The 26,609-nt window shown below is 63.0% G+C and carries 24 protein-coding genes and 1 pseudogene; 13 read left to right on the plus strand and 12 right to left on the minus strand.

Going from position 1 to position 26,609, the window contains the following annotated elements:
• Nucleotides 1-291: 291 nt before the first annotated feature.
• Nucleotides 292-807, minus strand: a complete 516-nt coding sequence (locus tag ATY29_RS21795) for a MarR family winged helix-turn-helix transcriptional regulator (protein ID WP_025415643.1) — start codon at nucleotides 805-807, stop codon at nucleotides 292-294.
• A gap of 87 nt (nucleotides 808-894) precedes the next feature.
• Between ATY29_RS21795 and ATY29_RS21800 the strand changes: the two genes are divergently transcribed.
• The 3 genes from ATY29_RS21800 to ATY29_RS21810 are packed head-to-tail and all read left to right on the plus strand — an operon-like array spanning nucleotide 895 to nucleotide 2,947.
• Nucleotides 895-1,623: a DUF899 domain-containing protein gene (locus ATY29_RS21800; protein WP_097537332.1), complete on the plus strand. Its 729-nt coding sequence runs from the start codon at nucleotides 895-897 to the stop codon at nucleotides 1,621-1,623.
• A gap of 31 nt (nucleotides 1,624-1,654) precedes the next feature.
• Complete coding sequence (locus ATY29_RS21805; protein WP_097537309.1) at nucleotides 1,655-2,119, plus strand: DUF1579 domain-containing protein; 465 nt, start codon at nucleotides 1,655-1,657, stop codon at nucleotides 2,117-2,119.
• Between the two features lie 48 nt (nucleotides 2,120-2,167).
• Nucleotides 2,168-2,947 (plus strand): VOC family protein, encoded by a 780-nt coding sequence (locus ATY29_RS21810; RefSeq protein ID WP_097537310.1) that lies wholly within the window; start codon nucleotides 2,168-2,170, stop codon nucleotides 2,945-2,947.
• A 190-nt stretch (nucleotides 2,948-3,137) separates the two neighbouring features.
• Here the strand turns inward: ATY29_RS21810 and ATY29_RS21820 are convergent, their stop codons facing one another.
• Both ATY29_RS21820 and ATY29_RS21830 read right to left on the minus strand, forming a co-directional pair.
• The gene (locus ATY29_RS21820; protein ID WP_097537311.1) at nucleotides 3,138-4,658 is read right to left on the minus strand and encodes an ABC-F family ATP-binding cassette domain-containing protein; all 1,521 of its coding nucleotides are present in this window, start codon (nucleotides 4,656-4,658) and stop codon (nucleotides 3,138-3,140) included.
• Between the two features lie 437 nt (nucleotides 4,659-5,095).
• Nucleotides 5,096-6,691: an ABC-F family ATP-binding cassette domain-containing protein gene (locus tag ATY29_RS21830; RefSeq protein WP_097537313.1), complete on the minus strand. Its 1,596-nt coding sequence runs from the start codon at nucleotides 6,689-6,691 to the stop codon at nucleotides 5,096-5,098.
• Between ATY29_RS21830 and ATY29_RS36945 the strand changes: the two genes are divergently transcribed.
• Nucleotides 6,690-6,869, plus strand: a complete 180-nt coding sequence (locus ATY29_RS36945; RefSeq protein WP_165779447.1) for a hypothetical protein — start codon at nucleotides 6,690-6,692, stop codon at nucleotides 6,867-6,869. The two genes, ATY29_RS21830 and ATY29_RS36945, sit on opposite strands and share 2 nt — an antisense overlap.
• Nucleotides 6,870-7,003: 134 nt before the next feature.
• Here ATY29_RS36945 and ATY29_RS21835 read toward each other — a convergent pair whose 3' ends face one another.
• Nucleotides 7,004-8,572 (minus strand): helicase HerA-like C-terminal domain-containing protein, encoded by a 1,569-nt coding sequence (locus tag ATY29_RS21835; RefSeq protein ID WP_097537314.1) that lies wholly within the window; start codon nucleotides 8,570-8,572, stop codon nucleotides 7,004-7,006.
• 197 nt (nucleotides 8,573-8,769) lie between these two features.
• On the opposite strand from ATY29_RS21835, the gene ATY29_RS21840 reads away from it, so the two are divergent.
• Together ATY29_RS21840 and ATY29_RS21845 are read left to right on the plus strand one after the other, a co-directional pair.
• Nucleotides 8,770-9,162, plus strand: coding sequence for a hypothetical protein (locus ATY29_RS21840; protein WP_003569508.1), 393 nt, complete (start codon nucleotides 8,770-8,772; stop codon nucleotides 9,160-9,162).
• Nucleotides 9,163-9,311: 149 nt separating this feature from the next.
• Nucleotides 9,312-9,635, plus strand: coding sequence for a hypothetical protein (locus ATY29_RS21845; protein ID WP_003569506.1), 324 nt, complete (start codon nucleotides 9,312-9,314; stop codon nucleotides 9,633-9,635).
• Nucleotides 9,636-9,760: 125 nt separating this feature from the next.
• Here ATY29_RS21845 and zwf read toward each other — a convergent pair whose 3' ends face one another.
• The 4 genes from zwf to ATY29_RS21865 all read right to left on the minus strand — a co-directional run bounded on the left by zwf (nucleotide 9,761) and on the right by ATY29_RS21865 (nucleotide 14,668).
• Nucleotides 9,761-11,272 (minus strand): glucose-6-phosphate dehydrogenase, encoded by a 1,512-nt coding sequence (gene zwf, locus ATY29_RS21850; protein WP_097537315.1) that lies wholly within the window; start codon nucleotides 11,270-11,272, stop codon nucleotides 9,761-9,763.
• Nucleotides 11,273-11,568: 296 nt separating this feature from the next.
• Nucleotides 11,569-12,339, minus strand: coding sequence for a trans-aconitate 2-methyltransferase (gene tam / locus ATY29_RS21855; RefSeq protein ID WP_097537333.1), 771 nt, complete (start codon nucleotides 12,337-12,339; stop codon nucleotides 11,569-11,571).
• Nucleotides 12,340-12,424: 85 nt separating this feature from the next.
• Nucleotides 12,425-13,699, minus strand: coding sequence for a hemolysin family protein (locus tag ATY29_RS21860; RefSeq protein ID WP_097537316.1), 1,275 nt, complete (start codon nucleotides 13,697-13,699; stop codon nucleotides 12,425-12,427).
• 489 nt (nucleotides 13,700-14,188) lie between these two features.
• Nucleotides 14,189-14,668, minus strand: a complete 480-nt coding sequence (locus tag ATY29_RS21865; RefSeq protein WP_037092438.1) for a cupin domain-containing protein — start codon at nucleotides 14,666-14,668, stop codon at nucleotides 14,189-14,191.
• Between the two features lie 219 nt (nucleotides 14,669-14,887).
• Between ATY29_RS21865 and ATY29_RS21870 the strand changes: the two are divergent.
• Nucleotides 14,888-15,257 (plus strand): annotated as a pseudogene (locus ATY29_RS21870) (sugar phosphate isomerase/epimerase family protein); the annotation flags it as partial.
• 33 nt (nucleotides 15,258-15,290) lie between these two features.
• Here the strand turns inward: ATY29_RS21870 and ATY29_RS21875 are convergent.
• The gene (locus ATY29_RS21875; RefSeq protein ID WP_003569495.1) at nucleotides 15,291-16,334 is read right to left on the minus strand and encodes a zinc-dependent alcohol dehydrogenase family protein; all 1,044 of its coding nucleotides are present in this window, start codon (nucleotides 16,332-16,334) and stop codon (nucleotides 15,291-15,293) included.
• A gap of 241 nt (nucleotides 16,335-16,575) precedes the next feature.
• Between ATY29_RS21875 and ATY29_RS21880 the strand changes: the two genes are divergently transcribed.
• Nucleotides 16,576-17,463 carry a branched-chain amino acid aminotransferase gene (locus ATY29_RS21880; RefSeq protein WP_097537317.1) on the plus strand — a complete coding sequence of 296 codons (888 nt, stop codon included), beginning with the start codon at nucleotides 16,576-16,578 and terminating at the stop codon, nucleotides 17,461-17,463.
• Between the two features lie 284 nt (nucleotides 17,464-17,747).
• Here the strand turns inward: ATY29_RS21880 and ATY29_RS21885 are convergent, their stop codons facing one another.
• Nucleotides 17,748-18,650 (minus strand): LysR family transcriptional regulator, encoded by a 903-nt coding sequence (locus tag ATY29_RS21885; RefSeq protein ID WP_003569492.1) that lies wholly within the window; start codon nucleotides 18,648-18,650, stop codon nucleotides 17,748-17,750.
• A 135-nt stretch (nucleotides 18,651-18,785) separates the two neighbouring features.
• Between ATY29_RS21885 and ATY29_RS21890 the strand changes: the two genes are divergently transcribed.
• From ATY29_RS21890 to nadE, 4 genes are all read left to right on the plus strand, one after another.
• On the plus strand, nucleotides 18,786-20,003 hold the full coding sequence (locus tag ATY29_RS21890; protein WP_097537318.1) for an HlyD family secretion protein: 1,218 nt from the start codon (nucleotides 18,786-18,788) through the stop codon (nucleotides 20,001-20,003).
• Between the two features lie 99 nt (nucleotides 20,004-20,102).
• Entirely contained in the window at nucleotides 20,103-21,722 is a 1,620-nt protein-coding gene (locus tag ATY29_RS21895) for an MDR family MFS transporter (protein WP_097537319.1), read from the plus strand.
• 23 nt (nucleotides 21,723-21,745) lie between these two features.
• Nucleotides 21,746-22,951 (plus strand): adenylate/guanylate cyclase domain-containing protein, encoded by a 1,206-nt coding sequence (locus ATY29_RS21900; RefSeq protein WP_003569489.1) that lies wholly within the window; start codon nucleotides 21,746-21,748, stop codon nucleotides 22,949-22,951.
• Between the two features lie 78 nt (nucleotides 22,952-23,029).
• Entirely contained in the window at nucleotides 23,030-23,863 is an 834-nt protein-coding gene (gene nadE / locus ATY29_RS21905; RefSeq protein WP_003569488.1) for an NAD(+) synthase, read from the plus strand.
• An 11-nt stretch (nucleotides 23,864-23,874) separates the two neighbouring features.
• Here the strand turns inward: nadE and ATY29_RS21910 are convergent, their stop codons facing one another.
• On the minus strand, nucleotides 23,875-24,546 hold the full coding sequence (locus ATY29_RS21910; protein WP_097537320.1) for a glutathione S-transferase N-terminal domain-containing protein: 672 nt from the start codon (nucleotides 24,544-24,546) through the stop codon (nucleotides 23,875-23,877).
• A gap of 116 nt (nucleotides 24,547-24,662) precedes the next feature.
• On the opposite strand from ATY29_RS21910, the gene ATY29_RS21915 reads away from it, so the two are divergent.
• Nucleotides 24,663-25,274 carry a TetR/AcrR family transcriptional regulator gene (locus ATY29_RS21915; RefSeq protein WP_025415664.1) on the plus strand — a complete coding sequence of 204 codons (612 nt, stop codon included), beginning with the start codon at nucleotides 24,663-24,665 and terminating at the stop codon, nucleotides 25,272-25,274.
• On the opposite strand, the gene ATY29_RS21920 is transcribed toward ATY29_RS21915, so the two are convergent.
• The gene (locus tag ATY29_RS21920; RefSeq protein ID WP_097537321.1) at nucleotides 25,242-26,513 is read right to left on the minus strand and encodes a multidrug efflux MFS transporter; all 1,272 of its coding nucleotides are present in this window, start codon (nucleotides 26,511-26,513) and stop codon (nucleotides 25,242-25,244) included. The two genes, ATY29_RS21915 and ATY29_RS21920, sit on opposite strands and share 33 nt — an antisense overlap.
• Between the last annotated feature and the right edge of the window lie 96 nt (nucleotides 26,514-26,609).

The following is a 26,609-nucleotide window of genomic DNA, read 5'->3' on the forward strand; positions in this document are numbered from 1 at the left end:
ACACAATCCTCTTTCGCAAGACCGAATGGACGCCACAATACAGCAAAAATTAAACATGGTTGCTCCCCGCAGGCGGGGAGAAGGGGATATGCCGCAACCTTTCCGTTCCTCGCTGGCCTTTCGCAGGGCACGTCCCCTCTCCCCGTTTTACGGGGAGAGGGTTAGGGTGAGGGGCCGCCATCGGCGCCAACCGGAAGCCGTGGCTTGCAGAACCATCCAGGCACACACTGCCGTGTATGGCGGAAACGGCGGCAGATTTCTCGAATATCCCAGAGCGACGTTCAACTCGCCCTATTCGCCCATTGCCCGTGCACTCTGACGCGGCCGGCTTGACGTCCCAGCAGATTTCGGCGTTTCACTCCCTGACAACGCCTGCAGATCCTGCCGCAGCCGCGCCGCACCGCCATCCGGTAGCCCGTCGTCGAGGGCCGCGTGTGTCTCTATCCAGATCGGCAGCGCCCGCGCCAGCACAGCCTTGCCTTCGGCGGTAAGGCTGAGCAGCCGGCCGCGCCTGTCCCTCGGGTTCTCCATCACCATCACCCAGCCCTTGCGCTGCAGCGGCTTCAGCGCCGCCGTCAGCGTCGTCTGGTCCATGGCGAGCAGGGCGGCAACCGGTCCCATCGGTGGCGGCTCCGGCCGGTTCAGCGACATCATCAGCGAAAACTGCCCGTTGGTCAGCCCGGCCGGCCGCAGCGCATCGTCGAACAGCCGGGCCAGCGCCCGCGCCGCGCGCTGCACATGCAGGCACAGGCAGGTGTCGCGCACCAGCAGCGTCGTGGAAAAGGGAATCTCGATCGAATTTGACATGCTCTATTTCTATTGATATCAATCTATTTAGTCAAGGAGAAGGAGATGAGCCGGCTTCACCGGCAGGCGCCGGAGGAGGGCGCATCCATGCAGAATGAAGTTGTTTCCCGTGAGCAATGGCTGGAAGCCCGCCGTGCCCTGCTGCTGAAGGAAAAAGAGGCAACGCGGCTGCGCGACATTGTCAATGCCCAGCGCCTGGCGTTGCCCTGGGTCAAGGTCGACAAGGATTATGGTTTCGAAACGCCCGCGGGCAGCAAATCGCTTGCCGATCTCTTCGACGGCCGCAGCCAGCTGCTGATCTATCATTTCATGCTCGGCCCGGATTGGGATGCCGGCTGCCCCGGCTGCTCCTTCCTGTGTGATCACGTCGATGGCGCCCTGACGCATCTGAACCATCACGACGTCACCTGGGTCGCCGTCTCGCGCGCGCCGCTCGACAAGATCGCCGCCTACAAAAGCCGTATGGGCTGGCAATTTCCCTGGGTCTCTTCCTTCGGCAGCGATTTCAATTTCGATTATCACGTCTCTTTCAGCCCCGAGGATCTTGCCAAAGACAAGGTCTTTTACAATTTCACTCCCATGCCGCCTGATGACGCCAATGACGAGCTACCGGGCATCAGCGCTTTCTACCGCAACGACAAGGGCGAGGTCTTCCATACCTATTCGAGTTATGCCCGCGGCCCGGAGGAGCTGATCGGCACCCTGATGATCCTCGATCGCGCGCCGAAAGGCCGCAACGAGGACGGCACGATGAATTTCGTGCGCCGCCATGACGAATATGAGGAGGCTCCGAAGGCGCCATCCTGCTGTCATTGACATAGGCCACCGTCACTCACGGGAGAAGAGGATGATGAAGACTGCAGAAGTGCTGAAGGAGCATTCCTTCCTGGAAAGACTGGTCGGCGACTTGACCGTCACCGCACCCGAGATGTCCGGCGAGCCCTGGACGGAGACCGTCCGCTCGCTGCACGGCATCTGGTTCGTCGCCGAAGGCACCGGCCGCATGCCGGATGGCAAGCAGGCTACCAGCATCCTGACGCTCGGCTACAACGCCGCAAAGGCCAAGTACGTCGGCAGCTGGATCGGCAGCATGATGGACTTTATGTGGGTCTACGAGGGTGAGCTCCACGCTTCGGGCAATGTGCTGGACCTCTATACGACAGGGCCCGACTTCAACGGCGAAGGTCTTGCCGATTACCGCGAGCAGATCGCCTTTTCCGACGCCGATCACCGCACCTTCATCTCCAGCGCCAGGCAGCCGGATGGCACCTGGAAGCAATTCATGGAAGCGCACTACACCCGCAGGACCTGACAATCACGGCCCCGACCTGGAAAAAGGGCGCCGATAAGGGAGAGTACGATGTCTGAGACGCATGGAAAGTTCATCTGGTGCGAGTTGATGACCCCCGACACGTCGGCTGCCGCGAAATTCTACAGCTCGGTTGTCGGCTGGACCACCTCTGAGATGAAAGTGGAGGGCATGCCGACCTATACGATCTTCGAGGCGAACGGCATCGGCGTCGGCGGCCTGATGGAATTTCCGGCCGAACTCGAGGGAACCGGCATTCCGCCGAACTGGACGGCTTATGTCTGTGTCGACGACGTCGACCAGTCGGCGAGGGACTACGTCGCCAATGGCGGTTCGGTCCGCCGCCCGCCGGAAGACATCCCGACCATCGGCCGGTTCGCCGTCGTCGCCGATCCGCAGGGTGCCGTGCTCTGCATCATGACGCCGGCGCCGATGGACAAAACCTGGCCGGAACTGGCCCCCGATGCCCCCGGCAATATCGGCTGGCACGAACTCTATGCCGGCAACGGCAAAGACGCCGTCTCCTTCTATTCCAAGCTGTTCGGCTGGACGAAGGACAGCGAAATGGACATGGGTCCGATGGGCGTCTACTACCTCTTCGCCCATAATGGCAAGCAGATCGGCGGCATGATGACCAAGCCGGAAAATATGCCGATGCCGTTCTGGTGCTATTATTTCATCGTGCCGACCCTCGATGCCGCGATCGAACGCGTCACCTCAGGCGGCGGCAAGGTCGTCAACGGCCCGATGGAAGTCCCCGGCGGCAGCTGGATCATCCAGGCCACGGACCCCCAGGGCGCCTTCTTCTGTCTTGTGGCGCCGAAGCGGTAGGTTTTATCGCGTCGAGTGGGCCAGCCCCTCATCCGCCTGCCGGCATCTTCTCCCCGCACGCGGGGCGAAGGGGGATAGCAGCGACCTCTTCCTCCATCTCGACGTTGCGTTTGGCACGTCCCCTCTCCCCGTCAATACGGGGAGAAGGTTAGGGTGAGGGGCAGCCCCCTTGGTCCGAACCTCACCCCCATCACCCCGCAACCGAAGCGAAGAATCCCTCCGGGCTCTCCACCTCCACCAGCCTCTTCTTCTCGATCAGCCAGAACCGGTTTCCCACCGCCCGCACGAAACTGCGGTCGTGCGAAACCAGCAGGCAGCTCGCCTCCTGCGCCATCAGTTCACCCTCCAGCGCTTCCTGTCCCTCGATGTCGAGATGGTTGGTCGGCTCGTCGAGCAGGTAAAAGTTCGGCTCGGTCAGCCTGAGCACCAGCATGCCGAGCCGCGCCTTCTGGCCGCCGGAAAGCTGGCGGATCGGTTTTGCCTGCATGTCGATGGTCATGCCGGCACCCGCCAGCAAAGCGCGTGCCCGCTGATCGCCGACGTCGAAGCGGCGGATGATCGTGCCGATCGGCGTGTCCTGGTCGGCAAGATCGGCAAGCGCCTGGTCGCCATAGCCGAGAACGACCGACGGCGTCGCCTTGATGCCGCCCTGTTCCGCCTCTGGTCTTTCGATCGCCTGTTTCAGCATCGACACCAGTCGTGACTTGCCGGCGCCATTGAGGCCGAGCAAGACGATGCGGTCGCCCTGGCAGAGGAACTGTCGGCCGGTCTTGAACAGCAACGTTCCGTCCGGCGTCGTCACCGCCGCGTCTTCCAAGGTCACCAGCACCTTGGCATGCGTGCCGCGATTGGTGAGCCGGATGGCGCCGGCCGAGCGTTCGAGATGCGCCGGCTTTGCCGCATCCTCCAGTTTATCCGCCCGCTGCTTCAGCTGCTTGGTTTTGACGACGAGCAGATCGCTGCCGGAATTGATGCCGATATTGTTGAGCTTTGCCGCCTGTTTGCGCAGTCGCTCCGCCGTCTTCATGTCGCGCTCGTAGCGCCTGGCTTCGGAGGCGTCGGCCTCGTCGAGGGCGGCGCGCGCCCGTGTGTAGGGCAGGGCAAAGATCGGCGATTGCTCCGGCCCCAGGAACAGCGTGCGGTTGGTCGTCGCATCGAGGAAGGCGCGGTCATGGCTGGAGAGGATGACCGGCACGTCGCGCGGCAGGCCATTCAGCCAGCCCTCCAGCTGCGCGATCTTTTCGAGGTCGAGATGGTTGGTCGGCTCGTCGAGCAGCAGCACATCAGGCTCGGTGACCCAGGTGCGGGCAAGCATGGCGAGCCGCTGCCATCCGCCGCTCAAATGCTTGAGCGGCCGCCTGCGCATGACCTCCGGCACTTCAAGCGATTCCAGCGCCACGTCGACGCGCCAGCTCTCGCTCTCGGCCTGATCGGCCGGTAGCGCCTGCAGCACCGCATCGTAGAACGGCGTGTCGAACAGGGCGACCGGCACATTCTGGGCGACATGGCCGATGGTCAGCCCGCGCGCCTTGGTGATCTCGCCCGCGCTCGGCTCCAACGCGCCGGCGATACAGGCAAAGAGCGTCGATTTCCCCCGGCCGTTGGCGGCAACAAGGCCGATGCGGTCGCCTGAATTGACGACGAGGTTCAGATTCGAAAACAGCGGATTGCCCAGCGTCACGCCGAGATTACGGATATTGATGAGGGTCATGATCGTTCTCTGGTCTTGACCGGGGGACGCGATCCCAAGCGTTCAGCCATCACGGGATTGCGCCTATCGAGCCCGGGAAGTTGCAGGAATGGGCGCGAACCTTGGGAAACGGCGCCGCATTGGCCACGAAGGGCAGACCAGGAAGAGATGTCGAAAACGGTCTCTGGTCAGCCCTGCAAACGCGTTTGCAGGGCGTTGACGGGACCACGCTGGCGATTAAACCGGAAATAATGCTGCATGGCGTGATCCTCCTTTCTCGAAAGGGTTGCGGGATTCAATTACCATTGCCGGTGGTAAGAGGCAAGGGAGCCCCAGTAAGCTCAACAGAGCCTCTCCTGAGGTGCCCGCAGCGGCCTCGAAAGGACGCGGTGGGTGCGGCTGATGGCTGATGGACGCAAGAGGCAGTGTCGAGCGCGTCGCTGCGACCCATCCCGAAATTATCCCGCCGGATCACCACCCGACAATTCTAGCCGCCGCCCTATCCCGATGCTCTCGAGAAACGTCTCGTCGTGGCTGACGACCAGCAGCGCCCCGTCATAAGCACGCAGCCCGGCTTCGACCGCTGCGATCGAGTCGATGTCGAGATGATTGGTCGGCTCGTCGAGGATCAGCAGCGGCGGCGGTGCCGAGCCGAGAACGCAGGCAAGGCCGGCACGCAGCAATTGTCCGCCGCTGAGCGTCGAGACAGCCTGCAGCGCCGCGTCGGCCCTGAACATGAAGCGGGCAAGGGCAGCCCGGCAGGTGTTTTCATCGGCCTGACGGTTGATCCGGCGAAAATTATCGCGGATCGAGGCCGACGGATCGAGAAGGCTGACCTTCTGATCGAGCATGGCGAAACCGGTCATGACGCCGATCATGCCGGCCCATGGCTCGAGTTCGCCGGTAATAAGCGAAAGCAGCGTCGTCTTGCCCGAGCCGTTGCCGCCGGTGACGGCAATGCGCTCCGGTCCCGTCACGTCGAAGGAGAGATCGCGGATGACGGGTTCACCCGGCCGATAACCCGCTGTCACGCCATCCAATTTCAGCACGGTTTTGCTCGCGGGTAGCCCGGTCGGCGGCAAAGTGACCGACAAGGGCTGCAGGATCTCGATTTTCTCGCGCGCTGCCTTTGCCTCGTCCAGAGCCTGGGCCCGCCGGCGTTCGGCGAGACGGGCATTGTCGCCGCCGGTCGTTTCGCTCCGCTCCTTCATGCCGCCGAGCATGATGCGCGGGATACCGCCCTTGGCGGCCATCTTCCGCCCAGTGCTATCCCTGTGCGCCTGACGCTCCACCGTCGCCTGCGCCTTGCTCGCGACCTCGGCCATGCGTTTTTCGGCATCGGCGAGATCGTGCTCTGCCGCCGCAAGCTCCAGCGCCTTGCGCTGGCGATAATGGCTCCAGCTGCCGCCATAACGGGTGGCGCCGAGCGACGTCAGTTCGACGATCGCATCCATGCTTTCGAGCAGTTCCCGGTCATGGCTGACGATGATCGCGCCGGCCCGCCAGCCCGATATCAGCGCGATCACCGCCTCGCGGCCGTCGCGGTCGAGGTTGTTTGTCGGTTCGTCGAGCAGCAGAAAATCCGGCTCGGTGAAAACAAGCGCGGCCAGCCCGGCTCGGGTGCGCTGCCCGCCGGATAGCGCGGCAAGCGGCGTCTGCGGCTCTGCGTCGAGCCCGGTGCGATGAAGCGCTGCGGCCATGCGCGCCTCCAGCGTCCAGTCGGCCGATGAAAGCTCGTCGGCCGTCGCCTCGCCGTCTTCGGCCCGACGAAGGACAGCAAGCGCATCGGCCACGCCGAAGAGATCGGCGACGGTCTCATCCGGTGCGACCTGAACGCTCTGACGGAGAATGCCGAGGCTGCCGTTGACGGAGATCGCCCCCGATTGCGGCTTGATGTCACCGCAGACGAGCTTCAACAGCGTCGTCTTGCCGACGCCGTTGCGGCCGACGAGACCGCTGCGGTCCGTCCCGAAGCTCAGATCGAGATCGGAAAAAAGCGGCCGCCCGTCAGGCGTGGCCCATGAAATTTTCGAGAGAGTGATGGATGCAGGCATGGATACGGATTTCCCCATTGGCAAGGCGAACTGGCATTGCGATCGGGTTGAAATCCATTGCGGCACACATCCTGTTGAATCGATGGCAGGGAATTTAGGGAATGAATGCGTGCAGTTCAAGGCGGGGAACGATTACGCAGATGGATCGCTGCCCCTCACCCTAACCCTCTCCCCGTAAACGGGGCGAGGGGACGTGCCATGCGAGAGGTTGCCGAGGGACGAGAGGCTGCGGCATATCCCCTTCGCCCCGTTTACGGCGAGACGGTGCCGGCAGGCGGATGAGGGGCTTCCGACGCGCCGCCGGCGAAATAGCTACCGCTTCAAGCTCCCCAATATCCCGCGCACCAGCGCCCGGCCGACCTGGGTCGCCACTGTGCGCGCCACGCTCTTCATCGCCGCTTCCACCACCGTTTCGCGCTGGTAGCCGGAAGACCTGCCGCGCGATTGGCCGCGGCCCTGCTGATTGTCGTGGTTGCTGCCGCCGAAGCCCGGCAGGTTCCAGCCGGAGGTCGTGCTTTCGGGCTGATGTTGTGCCGCTTCTTCCTGCGCCCGCTTGGCGGCCTCGGCATCGGCCGCCTTCTTGGCGCGCGCCGCCAACAACTCGAAGGCGGATTCGCGGTCGACATCCTCGTCATAGACGCCGAGAACCGGGCTCCTGTCCATGATCTGCTGGCGCTCGCTATCCGTCAGCGGGCCGACGCGGCCGGAGGGCGGGCGGATCAGCGTGCGCTCGACGATCGACGGCGCGCCTTTGGCCTCCAGCGTCGAAACCAGCGCCTCGCCGGTGCCGAGATTGGTGATGACGGTGGCGCAGTCGAAGGCTGGGTTCGGGCGGAAGGTATCGGCCGCAGTCCTCACTGCCTTCTGCTCGCGCGGCGAATAGGCGCGCAGCGCATGCTGGGCGCGGTTGCCGAGCTGGGCGAGAACGGTCTCCGGCACGTCGAGCGGGTTTTGCGTGACGAAATAGACGCCGACGCCCTTGGAGCGGATCAGCCGCACCACCTGCTCGACGCGTTCGGTGAGCACCTTCGGCGCGTCGTTGAAGAGCAGATGCGCCTCATCGAAGAAGAAGACCAGCTTCGGCTTGTCGGGATCGCCCACCTCCGGCAGTTCCTCGAACAGTTCCGACAGCAGCCACAGCAGGAAGGTGGCGTAAAGCCGCGGGTTCATCATCAGCTTGTCGGCGGCAAGCACCGAGATCTGGCCGTAACCATTACTGCTGGTGCGCATGATGTCGGAAATTTTCAGCGCCGGCTCGCCGAAAAAGTGTTCCGCACCCTGCTGCTCGAGAACCAGCAGCGCCCGCTGGATCGAACCCACCGAGGCCTTCGAGATCAGCCCGTACTGGTTGGAAAGCTCGGTGGCGTTATCACCCATATAATTGAGCAGCGAGGTGAAATCCTTGAGGTCGAGCAACGGCAGCCCGGCCTGGTCAGCGAGCTTGAAGGCAATGTTGATGACGCCTTCCTGCGGTTCGGAGGCATCCATCAGCCGGGCGAGCAGCAGTGGCCCCATCTCGGCGACGGTGGTGCGCACCCGGTGACCCTTCTCACCGAACAGATCCCAGAAAATCACCGGGAACTGGTCGAATTCATAATCGGTAAAGCCGATCTGCTCGGCCCGTTTGGTGAGGAAATCCTTGGCTTCGCCCCTGGCGGCGATACCGGAAAGGTCGCCCTTGATATCGGCGGCAAAAACCGGGACGCCGGCCCGCGAGAAGCCTTCGGCCAGCACCTGCAGCGTCACTGTCTTGCCGGTGCCGGTGGCGCCGGTGACCAGGCCGTGGCGGTTGCCGAATTTCAGGTCGAGATATTCCGGCTTGTTGATGCTGTCGTCGGGGTTGCGGCTCGCGCCGATGAAAATCTTGCCATCCTCGATCATCCGCAATTCTCCCTACGGCTCTGCCGTTCTTCAGTCCGAAGACGGGCTATCGCCGCCTTCATCGAACCATCGTTTCTCTGTTATAAGCAGGCAGGCGGATGCCGACAACTGTTTGCATCGAAAGCAAAACCGGACATTGAGTTGCGCTCGAATCTCGATTAACGCTGACGTTAACGTAAAAAAATAGGAGGCTGACGATGAATGAAATTGTGACCCAGATCGCCGATCGTGTGGGCATTGCGCCTGATGTGGCTGAAAAGGCGCTCGGCATGATGCTCGGCTTCCTGCAGCGCGAGGCGGCCGACGGTCCTGTGGCCCGGATGATCGAGGCGATCCCCGGCGGCGCCGATCTCGTTGCCCAGTTCAACGGCGCAGGTGCCGGCGGCGGCGGCTTGCTCGGCGGGCTGATGAACTCGCTCGGCGGCGGCGGCATCATGGGCCTCGGCCAGCAGCTGATGGGCGAGGGCCTCGGCATGGGCGAGATCACCTCGCTCGCCAAGGAGACCATCGCGATCGCCAAGCAGTATGCCGGCGAAGAGGTCGTCGACGAAGTCGTCGCTTCGGTGCCGGGGCTCAGCCAGTTCGTCTGAAAAACGACGGCAGCACCGCAAGAGCCTCGCAGCGTCGCTGCGGGGCTCTTGCGCTCGCTAAACTTTGATCGCCCTTATTCCCCCATGGGGAACAAGGGCGTAGAATTGCTGTTTCTATCAGCATCGCTGAAATCAGAAGGAACAGCATCATGCGCAGGTTTATTGCAGCAGCCTCGATTGCTCTCCTCAGCCTCTCCACCCCGGTCCTTGCCCAGTCCAACATGGGCATGGATGCCAGCGGCCGGTTCGACGGCACGCCGCCGCTCGGCACCGCGCCGGGCGCCGAGACGCAAAGCGGGCTGGTCATCCCGCTCGATTCGATCGAAACCGGCAGCGTCGACAATGGCGCCCCGATCGGCCCTGTCGATTGGGCAAAATGCCCACCGCGCAAGGCCCGTGGAGCGCTTGCCACCGAAGGCGGCAATAGCGGCGCCTCCACAAACCCCGCATGCCGTGACAACGCAAACCAATAGCGTCAGGCAAAGGCGCTGTTTCTAGAGCATGTCGCGCAAAAGTGTGCCGCGGTTTTGCGAGAACGACATGCGTAAGAACAAAGATCTAAAGCGCGAAGAGCGAATCTGAAAGATCGCGACGCGCTTTAGTCCTTCTTGTCGTGGTGGAGGATGACGCCGAGTTCATGCCACCTCCGCCCGTCGCGCTCGATGAGTGCGTCGGCTGAGGCCGGCCCCATGCTGCCGGGCGCGTAAGCGTCGGGCACGCTCTGATCCTTGCCCCAGATATCGAGGAAGGGCTGCACTGCCGCCCAGCCGGCCTCGATGCCGTCGGCACGCTGGAACAGCGTCTGGTCGCCGATGAAGAGATCGTAAAGCAGCGATTCATAGCCTGTTGTTTTGCCGATATCGAATTTGTCGGCATAGCGGAAGTCGAGCGAAACCGGCGTGGTATCGACCGAAAGCCCGGGCGACTTGATCGAGATCTCCATGCTCATGCCCTCGTCCGGCTGCACCTGGATCACCAGCCGGTTCGGCGGCAGGCGGCGGTTGACCTCGGTCTCGCGGAACTGCGCGAAGGGCACCGGCTGAAAGGTGATGACGATCTCGGTGTCGCGCGCCGTCATGGCCTTGCCGGTTCTCAGATAGAAGGGCACGCCGGCCCAGCGCCAGGTGTCGGCATAAAGTTTCAGCGCCACATAAGTTTCGGTCCGGCTGTCGGGCGAGACGTCCTTGCTGTCGCGATAGGCGGGAAGTTCTGCACCGTTCAGCGGGCCGGCCGCATAGGCGCCGCGCACCCCATGCGTCTTCGCCTCCTCGGGCGTATAGATGCGCAGGGCCTTCAGCACCTTGCTCTTCTCGTTGCGGATCGCCTCGGCATCGAAGCTGTTCGGCGGTTCCATGGCGATCATCGCCAGCAGCTGGAAGAGATGGTTCGGCACCATGTCGCGCAGTGCGCCTGTCGCATCGTAGAACTTGCCGCGGCTGCCGACATCGACGATCTCGGCGGCAGTGATCTGTACGTGATCGATATAGCGGCTGTTCCACAAGGACTCGATGATCATGTTGGCGAAACGTGCCGTCATCAGGTTCTGCACCGTCTCCTTGCCGAGGAAATGGTCGAGCCGGTAGACTTGGCTTTCGTCGATTTGGGCAAGAATCTGCGCATTGAGCGCCCGCGCTGAGGCGAGATCGGTGCCGAAAGGCTTCTCGATGGCGACGCGGCGGAAGGTGCCGTCCTTTTCATCGGTCAGGTCATGGGCGGCCAGCTTTTCGACGATCGAGCCGAAGAAGGATGGCGGCACCGCGAGATAGAAGGCGGCATTGGCATTCGGCCCCAGCCGCTTGCCGATCTCGAGGAAAATATTGTCCTTGGTAAAATCTCCCGAGGTATAGGAAATCCGCCGGCGCAGGCTTTCCCAGGCTTCGTCCTTCACCAGCTGCTCTTCGCCGCTCAGATGGCTGAGGAATTCGTCGAGCCGCCCGCGCAGGAACTCGTCGTCACCCGGCTCGATGCCGATGCCGAGAATATGGAGATCCTCGCCGACGAGGCGCTCGCGTGTTAGGTTGATAATCGCCGGCACCAGCAGCCGGCGCGTCAGATCGCCGGTGGCGCCGAAGATGACGAGTGTGACCGGCGGGGTAGGGGCAGCGTCCATATGTGTCATCTCCTGAGATTTTCCGGCCGACTATAATCTGCGCCGGATTTGTCGCAACATATGCGAGTGGGGGTAACAGGCATTTGACAGCATGCGGGGCTTGCCCCTCATCCGCCTGCCGGCACCGACCGGGGTCGAGCCACGGGTCTCGACCCGTCCTTCGGACCCCCGCCTGCGGGGCGAAGGGGATATGCCGCGACCTCTCCCGTCCCTCGCAAACCTCTGGCAAGGCACGTCCCCTCTCCCCGTCAAAACGGGGAGAGGGCTAGGGTGAGGGGCAGGACAGCCGCAGCCGGCTACCCCTTCACCGCCACAATGAAAATCCGCGGAAATCTAAGCAGCACCCGCCCATCCGACAGCTTCGGATAGGCATTTTCCACCCGCTGCAGATAATCCGCCAGAAACGCCTCGCGATATCTCTCGCCGGCATGGGTGAGATAGGGCATCAGCCCGGTTCCCTTCACCCATTCGACGATCGCGGCGGCATCCGCCATCGGGTGATTGTAGATCGTGTGCCAGATATCGACGCGCGATGCCTTGGCGATGAGCCGGGAATAATAGGCGGATGGCGCAGGCAGTCCCTTGCGGCGCACGCTCTTCGCCTCGAAGGCTGTCTTCCAGGGCCCCGCATGGGCGGTCTCCTCCATCGCCAGATGCGAGGGTTCGCCGAGATTGTCGGGCATCTGCACCGCGAGCACGCCGCCTTCGGAAATCCCGTCCATCAGCCGATCGAATATGTCCAGATGGTCGGGCAGCCATTGGAAGACGGCATTGGCAAAGAGCAGATCGGCGGGTTCGGCTGGCTGCCAGCTGCTAAGATCGGCCTCGACAAAGGCGGTGCCCGGAAGCCGTTTGCGCGCCGCCTCGAGCATGTTCATGTCGCTGTCGAGACCCGAGACGCCGTCCGCCCCATAACGGTCGATGATGAGCTCGGTCGAGTTGCCCGGTCCGCAGCCGAGATCGACGGCGCGGCGGAGACTTTGCAGCGGCACTTGCGCCAGAAGGTCTCGTGCCGGCCGTGTGCGTTCATCCTCGAATTTCACATATTGGCTGGCGGACCATGCCATGGCGCTCACTCCTGATTCCACATTCCTGTGGTGGATGCGGATCTTGTCGATGTTGCGGCCGAGAAACGAAGGCACCCGCTGACCGTCACTCCGCAGACACGAGTATCTTGTCGACGCGTCTCCCGTCGAGATCGATGACTTCGAAGCGCCACCCATCTCTGGTGAAGCTTTCGCCCAATTCCGGCAGATGTTTCAACTCTTCCAGCACCAGGCCTGCCACGGTCTGATATTCCAGATCGGCATCGAGCTTGAGATTCAGGAATTCGGCGAATTCGTCAATCGGCGTCCAGCCGGACACCAGGTAGGAACCGTCGTCGCGGCGAGCGATGGCCTGCTCGTCGACCGGTCCCTCCTGCAGCGCTCCCATGATCGCTTCCAGAATGTCGCCCGACGAAACAATCCCTTCGAAATGGCCGTATTCGTCGAAAACCAGCACCATGTGGACGGGCGATTTCCGGATGGCTTCGATCACATTGATAGCGGTTGAAAGGTCTGAAACCACCGGAACGTCCTGCGTCAGAGCCTTGATATCGGCGCTGCCGTGTTCGGACATTGAGTCGTAAAAGTCCTTGACCGGAAGGATGCCGATCACCTCGTCCGAACTGCCTTTGCGAACCGGCAGCCGCGACCGCTTCGTCCGGTGCAGTTGCGCTCGAATTTCATCAAGGCTGTCATCGACATCGATAATTTCGACGTCGCGCCGAGGCGTCATCAGCGCCCGGGCGGTGCGGTCGGCCAGCCGCATCACGCCTGAGATCATCGCCGACTCTTCGCTTTCGATCACGCCGGCGGATTGCGCCTCGGCCAGAACGGTCTTGATCTCTTCGTCGGAGACATTGTCGCCACCTTTGCCCGCTTGGCCGAGAAGCTTGAGCACAAGATTTCCGGAGGCGTTCAGAAGCCAGACGAGGGGCAGCGCAATTTTTGAAAGCACCGCCATCGCCGGCGCGACCTTCGCCGCAACCGCTTCGGGTTCGCGCAGTGCGATCTGCTTGGGAACAAGCTCGCCGACGATCAAGGAGAGATAGGTGATCGCCACGACGACGGAACCGACGCCGAGGGCATCAGCGGCCGTCGATGACATCCCCTGGGCTTCCAGCCATCCGGTCAGACGGCTCCCGAGCGTGGCCCCCGAAAAGGCGCCGGAGAGAACACCGACCAGCGTGATGCCGATCTGCACGGTCGAGAGAAAACGCCCGGGGTTTTCGGCAAGTTTGATCGCTTGCGCTGCACCCTTGCTCCCATTGTCGGAGAGAACCTTCAGGCGGGCCGTTCGAGAAGATACAACAGCCAACTCCGACATGGCGAGCACACCATTCAGGATGGTGAGAAGCACCACAATTCCAATTTCCAGAAACACAGGGACCCTATTCGTTGAGGTTACGATGCCGCATTTATCAGGCGACGTGGCGAGGCGCGGCCGTCGTCATCAAGGACCGCTCCTTTGAAGTGGAATTCATGTGCCGTCGGCAAGAGAGGGCCGGCCATGCCGGGCCTGTCGGCGGCAACGCTTGGGAAAACGGCCCTCTCAGCACGCGCGGTGATAGACCCAGGGCGCGGCCGGTATTGTCACGCCGTCTACAGTCGCCGCCCGCGTCTTCGGCCGGGAGGTCCCGGTTGGAACGGGCGGAGCTTATACTGGATGGGTCGCTGTCAGGCATGGCGCAATTTTGGCGGTGAAACCGATCCGACGCAAGAGGCGCCGGGCGAAAATCCTTTTACCGCACTGTTGCGACAGTTTCGAAACGGCGCGGGGGCCACGTTCTGTTGAGGATTTTAGGGGAGTGTTTCGCATATCTGGGTGATGCCGAAACCCTTCGAAAGGTTTCGGCATCATTCTCTCGCACCGTCAAGCCGCGAGGATGGTAATCCCGTAAGCATTGGCCGCCGCCGTCATCCGGGCGATCGTCTCCACCGACGGACTGGTCTTCGGTGGCTCCGTCGCGCCTTCCGCTTCGATGAATTCCGCCATGTCGCGATCGACGACCGCCGAAAAGACTGCCGGGACGGTTCCGCGGTTGGCATAGCCGTGCACCATGAACGGCGGAATGGTGACGATGTCGCCGGCGTCGGCCTCGATCTCTTCGGGGCCGCTGTCGGTCAGGCGCCAGATCGTCAGGCTTCCCTCAAGGATGCGAAACACCTCGGGGCTCGCATGCGCATGTCTCGGCGTCCGGCTGCCGGGTGGTACGGTGACGTCGAAGAGATTGAGCCATCTTCCGCGGATCCGGAGCCGTCGCTCGATCCGCTCGCCGAGGACGAAGAAGCGCTTCGCCTCATCCCCCGTCTCTTCACCGGAATGCACGTTCACAAATGAGTTGGACATCATGTCTCTTTCTTCTTGCAGGCTTTTTCTTGTTGGCTTTTCTTGCGGGCGCAGCCGATAGACCTTTGCGCCGCCTTTGGCAACCACCGCGATATAGAGGTCAGGAAGCCGATAGCCCCCGATATCGGTGCGGCGGGTCGTTTTCGCAAGACCTGCTGGGCTGCGGCAAATGTGCCGGATTGGCCCCGGTCTTCGAATGCTCCCGGCCTGTAATACCGCCGACTCGAAAACATCGAGGACAAGGATCCGCATATCCGCGTGGCGCTCGCCGACAGTTTCCATTCGCCCGCCGTCGCCGTCTCGATCGATACCGGCCACGCCCATTATGCCCATGGCTACACCGGCGCGCCGCCTGTCGATTATTCCGTCAAGGCCGCCGGCAGCCGCCTGCAGCACGTGCATCTGCAGGATGCCGACGGCTATGCCGACCGTCACACACTGGAGCCTCGGCGAAGGCTCGATCCACTGGCGCGCCGTCTTTGCGGCCCTTGCCAAGCTCGAAAGCAATCCGCGCCTGATCATCGAAATCATGGAGAAATCGAAGATCCTCGCTTCCGCTGCCTATCTCGCCTCGATCGGGGTGGCCGAATAAGGTCCGTTGCCCGGAATTACTACGACACTTCCCTCACGAAAACCGCGTAATCACACTGATCCCCGTCGCCTCCGCCTTGTCGAGTGCCATCAGCGCCGGCACGGCCTCCTCGAGGCTGACGCGGCGTCCGATCAGTTTTTGCGGGGCGATCTTGCCGGCGGCAAGCATCGACAGCATGGCGTCGTAGCGCCAGGCCTGCATGCCGTGGCTGCCGTAGATCTCAAGTTCGTGGCCGATCACCTGGCCCATCGGGATTTGCGGCGTGGCATGTTCCCCGAGCATCAGCCCGACTTGCACATGCCGGCCGCGCCGGCGCAAATTCTTGATCGAGTTGAAACAAGTGACGGGGTGGCCGAGCGCGTCGATCGAGACATGCGCGCCGCCCTTGGTGATCTCGCGCACTGCTTCCGCCACGTCGGCGACGCCTGACGCATTGACCGTCGCCACCGCCCCGCATTCCCGGGCGAAGGCGAGTTTTTCCTCGGATATGTCGATGCCGATTGCATTGGCGCCGAGGGCGGTGGCGATCATGATCGCCGACAGGCCGACGCCGCCGCAGCCATGCACGGCGATCCATTCGCCGGGTCCGGTGCGCGCCTGGTCGGCGACGGCGCGGAACGAGGTGGCGAAGCGGCAGCCGAGGCTTGCCGCCGTTGCATCGTCGATCGTATCCGGCAGGTGCACCAGGTTGGTTTCGGCATAGTCGATCGCCACATATTCGGCGAAGGATCCCCAATGGGTAAAGCCCGGCTGGAACTGGTTCGGGCAGACCTGCTGGTTGCCGGAATGGCATTCCGCGCAATGGCCGCAGCCGGAAACGAACGGCACCGTCACCCGGTCGCCCACCTTGAAGCGCATCACGCCGCGGCCGGTGGCGACGATCTTTCCGGCAAGCTCGTGTCCCGGCACATGCGGCAGGCGGATATCGGGATCGTGGCCCATCCAGCCGTGCCAGTCGCTGCGGCAGAGCCCGCTGGCGCCGACAGAGATGACGACACCGTCCTCGGAGGGCGTCGGATCGGGCAGGGTGCGGATCTCCGGCGCCTGTTCGAAGGCTTCGTAGAACATGGCTTTCACAGGCGTTCTCCCTTATTCGCGTTTGCGTCCATGATCGCATGCGGCGGGCCGCCATTCCAACATGTCATTGCATCATTTTTGCTGATGCACCCATCGCCGGGACCCCTGGTGCCGCGCACGAATATTGCGGCGCGGCGCCATCCCCCGGCATTTTCTTGCTTCCGCATTTCCCGCCCGGATTTGTCCTTGACCCCGCCTGCCGCGGCGGTTTTTGCTTTCTCAACTTCAAAGGGAGGGCAGCATGGCCGTCGATACATCACCGCGTTCAACCACCTGGACTCATGTCGACGGGGAGTGGCTCCCCGGCAATCCGCCGCTGATCGGGCCGACCTCGCATGCCATGTGGCTCGGCTCCACGGTCTTTGACGGCGCCCGCTGGTTCGACGGCATCGCGCCCGATCTCGACCTGCATTGCCAGCGCGTCAACCGCTCCGCCCTCGCCATGGGTCTGAAGCCGGTGAAATCAGCCGAGGAAATCGCCGCACTCGCCTGGGAAGGCATTACCAAATTCAACGGCGCCACGCCGATCTACATCAAGCCGATGTATTGGGGCGAACATGGTTCGCCCGGCAGCGTCGTTTCGGTCGATGCGGAATCGACCCGCTTCGCGCTCTGCCTGTTCGAGGCGCCGATGGGCGGTCATGGCGGCACCAGCCTGACGGTCTCGCCCTATCGACGCCCGTCGCCGGAAACCGCGATGACCGAAGCCAAGACCGGCTCGCTCTATCCCAACAGCGGCCGCATGATCGCCGAGGCGCGCAGCCGCGGCTTCGACAATGCGCTGGTGCGCGATCTCAACGGCAATGTCGTCGAAACCGCCTCGTCCAACGTCTTCCTGGTGCGCGATGGCGTGGTGATGACGCCGGCCGCCAACCGCACCTTCCTTGCCGGCATCACCCGCGCCCGCGTCATGGACCTCTTGCGCAAGGCCGGTTTCGACGTCGTCGAAGCCACGCTTTCCGTCGAGGATTTTCTTGCAGCCGACGAAATCTTCACCACCGGCAACTACTCCAAAGTCGTCGGCGTCGTCCGCCTCGACGACCGCAACCTCCAGGAGGGCCCGGTCACCCGCAAGGCCCTGGACCTCTACATGGACTGGGCCCACGGGAGAAGCGAGAGCGAGGAGTGAGGGTGAGGAGCGGTTCGGCGCGCCGAAGCAATCGATCCAGTGAATCGATTGCAGCGACGAACGCCCGGAGCGCAAGCGCAGGGCCGGGGTGGGGCCATCTAGCAAAATCCAAGTCTGCATCCGCCCCTCATCCGGCTGCCGCCACCTTCTCGCCGTAAACGGGGCGAAGGGACCGTGCCGCAAGCTCTCCGTTTCCACCACGTCTCGCAGGGCGCGTCCCTCTCCCCGGGTGAGGGGCAATTTTCTTGCTGTGAGGGCAGTCTATAGTCCCGATGTCCGCACCCTCACGTCATCCACTTCCGATGCTCCGCAAATCTCTCCGCCAGGAGATCGATGAACAGCCGCACCTTGGTCGCCAGATGGCTGCGGTTGGGATAGACGGCGTTGATGTTGAATTCGATTGGCCGGTAGTCCGGCATGATTTTCACCAGCCGTCCTTCGGCGATGTCGTCGAACACCACGAAACTCGGGGCCAGGAAGATGCCCTGGCCATTCAGCGTCAGGAAGCGCAGCATCTCGGCGCTGTTGGAGATGACGTTGCCGCCGATCTTGACGTTTTCCTGCCGGCCTTCGCTGTCCTCGAAGCGCCATTCCTCGCCATAGGGGTAATAGGCATATTGCAGGCAATTGTGATCGGCGACCTCGGCCGGTCTTTGCGGCATCGGATGACTTTCGAAATAGGCAGGCGAGCAGACGAGCACATGGCGCCAGGGTGTCAGCTTGCGGGCGACGAGCGACGAATCCGGCGGCGGCACGGTGCGGATCACCAGATCGTAGCCGTCCTCGATCATGTCGACCATCCGTTCGCCGATGCTGAAATCGAGCGAGATCGACGGGTAGAGTTCCATATATTCGCTGACGACTGGCAGCAGGAAACGCACGATGGCGCTGCTGGTATAGACCTTCAGCGTGCCGCGCGGCGTGGTGCTCAGCGCGCCGGCCGTCCGGTCCGCCTCATCGAGTTCGGCAAGGATCTGCGAGGAGCGTTCGTAATAATATTTGCCGGTTTCCGTCAGGCTCACCTTGCGCGTCGTGCGGTTGAGGAGGCGCACGCCGAGCCGATCCTCCAGCGATTGCACGTGATTGCCCACCATGGTCACGGACATGTTGAGCCGTCGCGCGGCGGCGGAAAAACCGCCGCATTCCACCACCTTGCCAAAGACGGCAAGGCTTGTCAGTCGATCCATATTGCCCTCGGATTATCCGCTGAGAGTTGATGATCCTTCCCGATATAAGCAGATTATCAGAATGAACGGCAGGGTGCATTTTCCCTTCAATCAAACAGGGCCTCTGAAACGGGCCGGCATTGAAGGAGAAGCACGATGGTTGAGTTGCCCCGCAAGGACGTTTTCGACACTGCCCGGCAGGCCGATGCCGCCCCTGCGGCCGAAGCGCCGAGCGCCGCGGTGGCAGAAGCGCCCGTCGTCGAGGCTCCGGCTACGGAAATTCCGGCGGGGACCGGCCGTAGAATGTTCAAGCGCGCCGTCATTGCCACCGCACTGCTTGCCGGCGTCGCCTTCTCTGCCGATTTCGGCTACCGCTACTGGACGGTGGGTCGCTTCATCGAATCCACCGACGATGCCTATGTGAAGGCGGATTACACCACGGTCGCCCCGAAGGTCGCCGGCTACATCAGGCAGGTGCTGGTCAACGACAATGACACGGTCAAATCGGGCCAGGTTCTCGCCCGCATCGACGACCGCGATTTCCAGGCAGCCCTTGCGCAGGCGAAGGCCGATCTCAAGGCAGCGGAAGCCGCCATCACCAATATCGATGCCCAGATCGCCCTGCAGCAGTCGGTGATCGAGCAGGCGAGGGCGACGATCGATGCCTCGCAGGCCTCGCTGGATTTTGCCGTTTCCGATGCTGCCCGCTCGGCCCGGCTCATCACCAGCGGTGCCGGCACGCAATCCCGTGCCGAACAGACCCAGTCGGCTCGCGACCAGGCCGCCGCCGCCGTCGAGCGTGACCGGGCAGCCCTCGTGGCGGCCGAGAATAAGGTGCCGGTTCTTCAAAGCCAGCGCGAACAGACGGTTGCCCAGCGCGACCGCTCGGCCGCCGCCGTCCAGCAGGCCGAACTCAACCTCTCCTATACTGACATCGTCGCCGCGGTCGACGGCACGGTCGGCGCCCGTTCGATCCGCGTCGGCCAGTATGTCACATCAGGCACGCAGCTGATGGCCGTCGTGCCGCTGCATGCCGTCTATGTCGTCGCCAATTTCAAGGAAACCCAGCTAACCCATGTCCGCCCCGGCCAACCGGTCGAGATCAAGATCGACAGCTTTCCCGACACCGCGATCAGAGGTCATGTCGACAGTGTTTCGCCGGCCAGCGGCCTCGAATTCTCGCTGCTGCCGCCGGATAATGCCACCGGCAACTTCACCAAGATCGTCCAGCGCATCCCGGTCAAGATCGTCATCGACGACGAGGTTCTGAGCGGCCTGTTGCGCTCCGGCATGTCGGTCGAGCCAGAAATCGATACCAAGGCTGCCCGGACCGAGGCGGCAATAGCCGAGGGATCATCCCGCCACGCCGGATAGCGTTCTTCCGCCCTTTTCCGAACGACCATCGATCATTCCTGAATGATCGCCCGAACCCCGTCATGAGAAGGTTTCCGCATAGGCGGAAAGAGATCAGCCATGGCCACTCTTCAGAACGCCGCAAACAACAATTCGCTGGCGCGCCCCGTCACTGCGGCGCCCGTGACGGCCGCTGCCATTAGCCCGGTCCGCACGTGGATGGCCGTCGTCGGCTCGACCCTTGGTGCCTTCATGGCGGTCCTCAACATCCAGATCGTCAACGCCTCGCTTGCCGATATTCAGGGCGCCATCGGCGCCGGCAGCGATGATGGCGGTTGGATTTCGACTTCCTATCTGATCGCCGAGATCGTCGTCATTCCGCTCAGCGCCTGGCTGGCGCGGGTCTTCTCGCTCCGCAATTATCTGCTCGTCAATGCCATCCTCTTTCTGATCTTCTCCGTCGCCTGCGCCTTCGCCGCCAATCTGCAGCAGATGATCATCCTGCGCGCCATTCAGGGTTTTTCCGGCGGCGTGCTGATCCCGATGGCCTTCACCATCATCATCACGCTGCTGCCCAAGCCCAAGCAGCCGATCGGCCTTGCCCTTTTTGCCCTGTCGGCCACCTTCGCACCGGCGATCGGCCCGACGATCGGCGGTTACCTCACCGAGAACTGGGGATGGGAATATATCTTCTACGTCAACCTGGTGCCGGGCGCGCTGATGGTCGGCCTGCTCTTTGCTTCGCTCGACCGGGCGCCGATGAACCTGAAGCTGCTTGCCAAGGGCGATTGGCCTGGTATCGTCACCATGGCGATCGGCCTGGCAGCGCTGCAGACGGTGCTGGAAGAGGGCAACAAGGAAGACTGGTTCGGCTCCGATTTCATCCTTCGCCTGTCTGTTATCGCTGCCGTCTCGCTGACGCTGTTCATCGTCATCGAGCTGAAGGCCGCCCATCCGCTGTTGAACCTGCGCCTGCTGTTGCGGCGTAACTTCGGTTTCGGCATCGTCGCCAACTTCCTGCTCGGCATTGCGCTCTACGGCTCTGTCTTCGTGCTGCCGATCTATCTCACTCGTATCCAGGGCTATAATTCCGAGCAGATCGGCATGGTCCTGGCATGGACCGGCATTCCGCAGCTGCTGCTGATCCCGCTGGTGCCGCGGCTGATGAAACGTTTCGACGTCCGGCTGCTGATCGTTGTCGGCTTTGCGCTTTTTGCCGCCTCGAATTTCATGAATGTCCATATGACCGGCGATTATGCCAGCGATCAGCTGTTCTGGCCGAACATCGTCCGCGCCATCGGCCAGGCGCTGGTCTTCACCCCGCTCTCGGCGATCGCCACCGCAGGCATCGAGCAGGAGAATGCCGGTTCGGCCTCCGCGCTCTTCAACATGATGCGCAATCTCGGCGGCGCGGTCGGCATCGCTTCGCTGCAGACCTTCCTGTCGAAACGCGAACAGTTCCACTCGAACATCCTGACCCATTCGGTCTCGGTATTCGAGGAAGCCACCCGCGATCGCATTGCCAGACTGACCGGCTATTTCATGAGCCACGGCGTCAGCGATCAGGCGCTCGCCGGCCACAAGGCCGTCGTCGCCATCGCGTTCAAAATCCGCAAACAGGCCAATATCATGGCCTTCAGCGACACCTTCTTCCTGCTCGGCGTCGCTCTTGTCGTTGCCCTGCTGGCAAGCCTGCTTCTCAAAAAGCCCGGTCAGCTCTCCGGTGGCGGCGCCCATTAGTTCGTCTGAAGGAGGAGATAGCCATGACGACTGCGATCCATGTTCCAGATGCCGATCGGTTTCAGCCAAAGGCCGCCGGCAATGCCGTCAGCCCCGGCGCGTTGCTCTCCGTGATCGAATGGCTCTCCGGTGACGAATGCCACGCGCTCGACGAGGCAGGCCTCGTCTCCGGCCTCGGCCGCAGACTTCAGGCGTTCGGCCTGCCGGTCGACCGGTTGACGCTGCATCTGATGACGCTGCATCCCGAGCTCATCGGCCGCACCATCGCCTGGGCGCCGGGCGAGCCGGTGGAGATCCACGACCGTGAACATGGCGCCCGCGTCGCCATATCAAACACGCCGCTGCGCAAGGTGATGGAAACCCGCGAGCCGCTGGTCGTCGGCATCGGTGAAAGCGCCCATGGCCGCTGGCAGCATATCGATGTCTTTGCCGACCGCGGCCTGATGCAGCTCGTCATCGCGCCGCTCTGCAATGCCGACGGTCCGGTCAGCGCCGCGGTCTTCGCCACCAGGCGGCCGGGCGGCTTCACCGCAGCCGAGCAGCAGCTGATCGAGCGCATCCTGCCGGCGCTGCGCAACACCAGCGAGCTGCGCATTCTGCGCCAGGTCGAGCTCAGCCTGCTCGATACCTATATCGGCCCGCTGACGGCAAGCCGGATTCTGGCCGGCCGCATCCGCCGCGACGAAATCGAATCGATGCAGGCGGCGCTGCTGCTCTGCGATCTCAGAGGCTTCACCGAATTGTCGAACCGGCTGCCCGGCAGCACCGTGCTTGGCCTGCTCAACGCCTATTTCGACAGGATCGTCCCGGCGATCACCCGCGAGGGCGGCGAACTCTTGAAGTTCATGGGCGATGCGGTGCTTGCCTTCTTCCCGGGTTACGACGCCGCCCACTCCTGCGGCGCCGCGCTGGCGTCGGCCCGCGCCATCCTCGATGAGATCGATCATTTCCACTATGAGGGAATCGGCGTGAAGGCCGGCATCGCGCTCCATTATGGCGATGTCAGCTACGGCAATATCGGCTCCGGCCGCCGCCTCGACTTCACCCTGATCGGCCGCGACGTCAACCTCGTCAGCCGCATCCAGACCGCTTGCAGCGAGTTGGGCGAGCCCTTGCTGATGTCGGCGCCGTTTTGCGAAGAGGCCGGGGCAGGGGACGCCGTCTCCGCCGGGGTGCATCGGTTGAAGGGATTCGCGGAGCCGGTGGAGTTGTTTACGATCGCAAGGTAGAGGGGTGACACACGCTTTACCCTTCCCCTATCTTTCCGCCATAGTGCGCCCAACTCCACCACACCGAGGAAACCACCTGTGACTGTGCTGTCCGACGAACAAGGCGAGATCATCCGCGAACTGGGCGTTGCCGCCGAGATCGATCCCGAGCATGAGATCGAGCGGCGGACCGAATTCCTCAAGGACTATCTCGTGGCGTCGGGCATGCGTGGCTATGTGCTCGGCATCAGCGGCGGTGTCGATTCGCTGACGGCGGCGCTGATTGCCCAGAAGGCGGTGCGCGAGCTGCGGCACAGCGGTCATGCGGCGGAATTCATTGCCGTGCGGCTTCCCTATGGCGTCCAGGCTGATGAGGCCGATGCGGCGAGGGCGCTTGAAACGATCGGTGCCGATCGCACAATAGTGGTCAACATCAAGGCGGCGGCGGATGGGATGCTGGCGGCGGCTCAAACCGGCGGCCTCGCCTTTGCCGATGCCGGCCGGCAGGATTTCATCCTCGGCAACATCAAGGCCCGCCAGCGCATGATCGCCCAGTTTGCGCTCGCTGGCGCGCTCGGCGGCCTGGTGATCGGCACCGATCATGCAGCCGAGGCGGTGATGGGCTTCTTCACCAAATTCGGCGATGGCGCCGCCGATATCCTGCCGCTCGCCGGTCTCAACAAACGCCGCGTCCGCCTGCTGGCAAAGCGGCTCGGTGCGCCGGATGAGCTGGTGTTCAAGGTGCCGACTGCCGATCTCGAGGACCAGCGGCCGCTGCGTCCCGACGAGGAAGCCTATGGCGTCACCTATGACGAGATCGACGATTTCCTCGAAGGCAAGCCGGTCGGCGAAATCGCCCGCCGCCGGATCCTTGCCGCCTATCGCGCAACCGCCCACAAGCGCGCTCTGCCGGTCGCCGTCAACGCTCTCTGAGAGCGCCGACTCTACGGCCGGACCGGCTCGCCTGTCCGCCCGGCCGAGGCGAGATAGGCCTGTGGCGCGAAATAGACGCCGTCGGCATCGAAGGCCTCGAGGTCTTCGGCCTGCAGTGCTTCACGCACCTTCGGGCGTGCCGCCACCCGCGCCATGAAACCGTGCAGATCAGGCCATTGCTTGAGGTCGATGTCGGTCCAGGGCGACCAGTTCAGGCAGACGAAGAGATAGGCATCCGCCACCGTAAAGGCCTCGCCGGTGAGATAAGCTCCGGCGAGACGGCCGTTCAGCCAGGCGAGCCGTTTGGAGATCAGCGCGCGGATCTCCCCATGCACGCCGGAATAGGCCGGGTTGAACAGCAGCACCATTGGCTTGTGCAGCTCGGCGGTGATGAAATTGAGATAGGATTGCACCTCGCTGCGGCTGAGATCACCGAGTTCGGGCAGCAGCGCCGAGCCTTCGGCGAGGAATTGCACGATCGCCGGTCCCTCGGTCAGCACCTTGCCGTCGTCGAGCATCAGGGCCGGCACATAACCGTTGCCGTTGATGCTGAGATAATCCTCGCCGTCGCTGGTCCTATGGGTCTGCCGGTCGACCTGGACGAGTTCGATATCGAGCCCCAGCTCCCGGCAGATGATGTGCGGCGAAAGCGAGCAGGCGGCGGCGTGCATATAGAGTTTCATTGTGGTCTCCTCTCCTCATGAGGGCGGCCGATGCCAACCGCCGACAGTGTTGAATATCTGTACTGTTTCGCATAAAATAATCTCCGTCAAGAATTTAATGCGAAACGGTATAAAATATGAAAGACGAGAAGAAGCGCGGCCGCCCGAGGGGTTTTGACGCCAAGGCAGCACTCGGCAAGGCGCGGGATGTCTTCTGGGACAAGGGATTCTCTGCCGCGTCGCTCGATAATCTGAGTGCGGCGACCAACCTCAACCGGCCGAGCCTTTACGGCGCTTTCGGCGACAAGGAAGCTCTCTATCTCGATGCACTGGAAGGCTATCGGCAGGATGGCATGGGCGTGCTGACGGAGGCGCTCGACCCGTCGCTGCCGCTTCGCGACAATATCGCCCGCGTCTATGCCGGGGCGCTGGCAATCTATCTGCACGGCGAAACCGCCGCCCGCGGCTGTTTCCTGATCGGCACGGCCACCGCCGAGGCGATCCAGCATGAGCGCGTCCGCGAAGTGCTCGGCCGCAGCCTCACCGATTTCGATGGCGAGATCGAAAAACGCATGCGCCTTGCCGTCGAACGCGGCGAGCTTCCTGACAGCGCCGACCCGCAGATGCTGGCAAGGCTCGCCTCCGCCGTCATGCATTCGCTTGCCGTGCGCGCCCGCGCCGGCGACAGCCGCGAGACGCTCGAGGCGATCGCCCGATCAGGCGTCGAGCTGATCTGTGGACGGTCCTAAGGCCAGCTCAGACGTCTGCTGATCCCGCGGACGCACCATCCAGGCATAGACGGCACCCACGACAAGCAGCACCGAGGTGCCGAGGAAAACCGCCCGCATGCCGATATGTCCGCCGACGAAGCCGCCGAGGATCGGGCCGGCCACCTGGCCGACATATTGCGAGGAGATAGAAAGACCGAGAATGCTGCCGGCCGCACTGTCCGGAACGCTGTGGCGGATGACCGCGGCGATGCAGGGCAGCAGCCCGCCGAGGGCTGCGCCCATCAGGAAACGCAGGACGATCAGCTGCCAGGAACTGGTGACGAAGGCCTGCGGAATCAAAAGCAACCCGGCGACGGCGAGCGCGCCTGCGATCACCGGCCAGTGGCCGATCCGGTCGGCGAGTTTGCCGAGCCACGACGCCGAAAGAATGCTGCCGAGGGCGGCCGCCGACATGACGATGCCCGAGATCATCGTCACTTGCGTTTCGACGGCGACGATCTGCGCGACATAAACGGTAATGATCGGCTCGATCGACATGTTGGCGAACATCAAGAGCATGCCGGTCGCCAGCATGGCGATCACAGGCCGCTTGTCGGCGATGGATTTCCAGCCGCCGCTTGCCTTGGCCGCCTGTTTGCGGGCCGGCGATTTCTCCTCCTTGATCAGAAAGGCGGTGGCGAGAAAGGCGAGGAAGATCAGGGCCCCGGCGGCGAGAAAGGTGCCGCGGATGCCGATGATCGGCGGCAGCGCCCCACCGATGAGCGGCCCGACGAGATTGCCGGCCATGATGCCGGAGGAGAGCACGCCGAGCGCCCAGGCCGAGCGGTCTTTCGGCGTCTGCGTCGCCACCAGCACCATCGAGCCGGAGGAATAACCGCCGGCAAGCCCGACGAAGAGGCGCAGCGCCACCAGCTGCCAGACATTGCCGGCCATGCCCATCAGCGAGATCGCCACCGTCATGCCGAGGCTGGCGCGCACCAGCATCAGCTTGCGGCCATAGATATCGCCGAGCCGCCCCCAGAGCGGCGCGACGAGGGCGGCGGCCAGGAAAGTGGCGCCATAGGCAATACCAGACCATTGCACGATCGCCGCATGGTCGGCCACGCCGAGTTCCTCGACATAAAGCGGCAGGAAGGGCAGCAGCAGCGTCATTGCCACGATCGTCGTGAAGGAGCCGATCAGCGAGATGGCGAGGTTGCGCTTCCAGTAGATCGAGCCTGCGCTAACGCTCGCAGCGTTGAATTGCGTATCGGTCATTCCTTGCCTCGGCGTCGATCAGGAAGGCGCAATTGCGCCGAAACTGGATCATTTCAGGTAAAAGTGCTAGACATACTGATTGCGTGATGCAATCGG

This window comes from Rhizobium hidalgonense (assembly GCF_002914525.1).
In the GTDB taxonomy this organism is placed as follows: Bacteria; Pseudomonadota; Alphaproteobacteria; order Rhizobiales; family Rhizobiaceae; genus Rhizobium; species Rhizobium hidalgonense.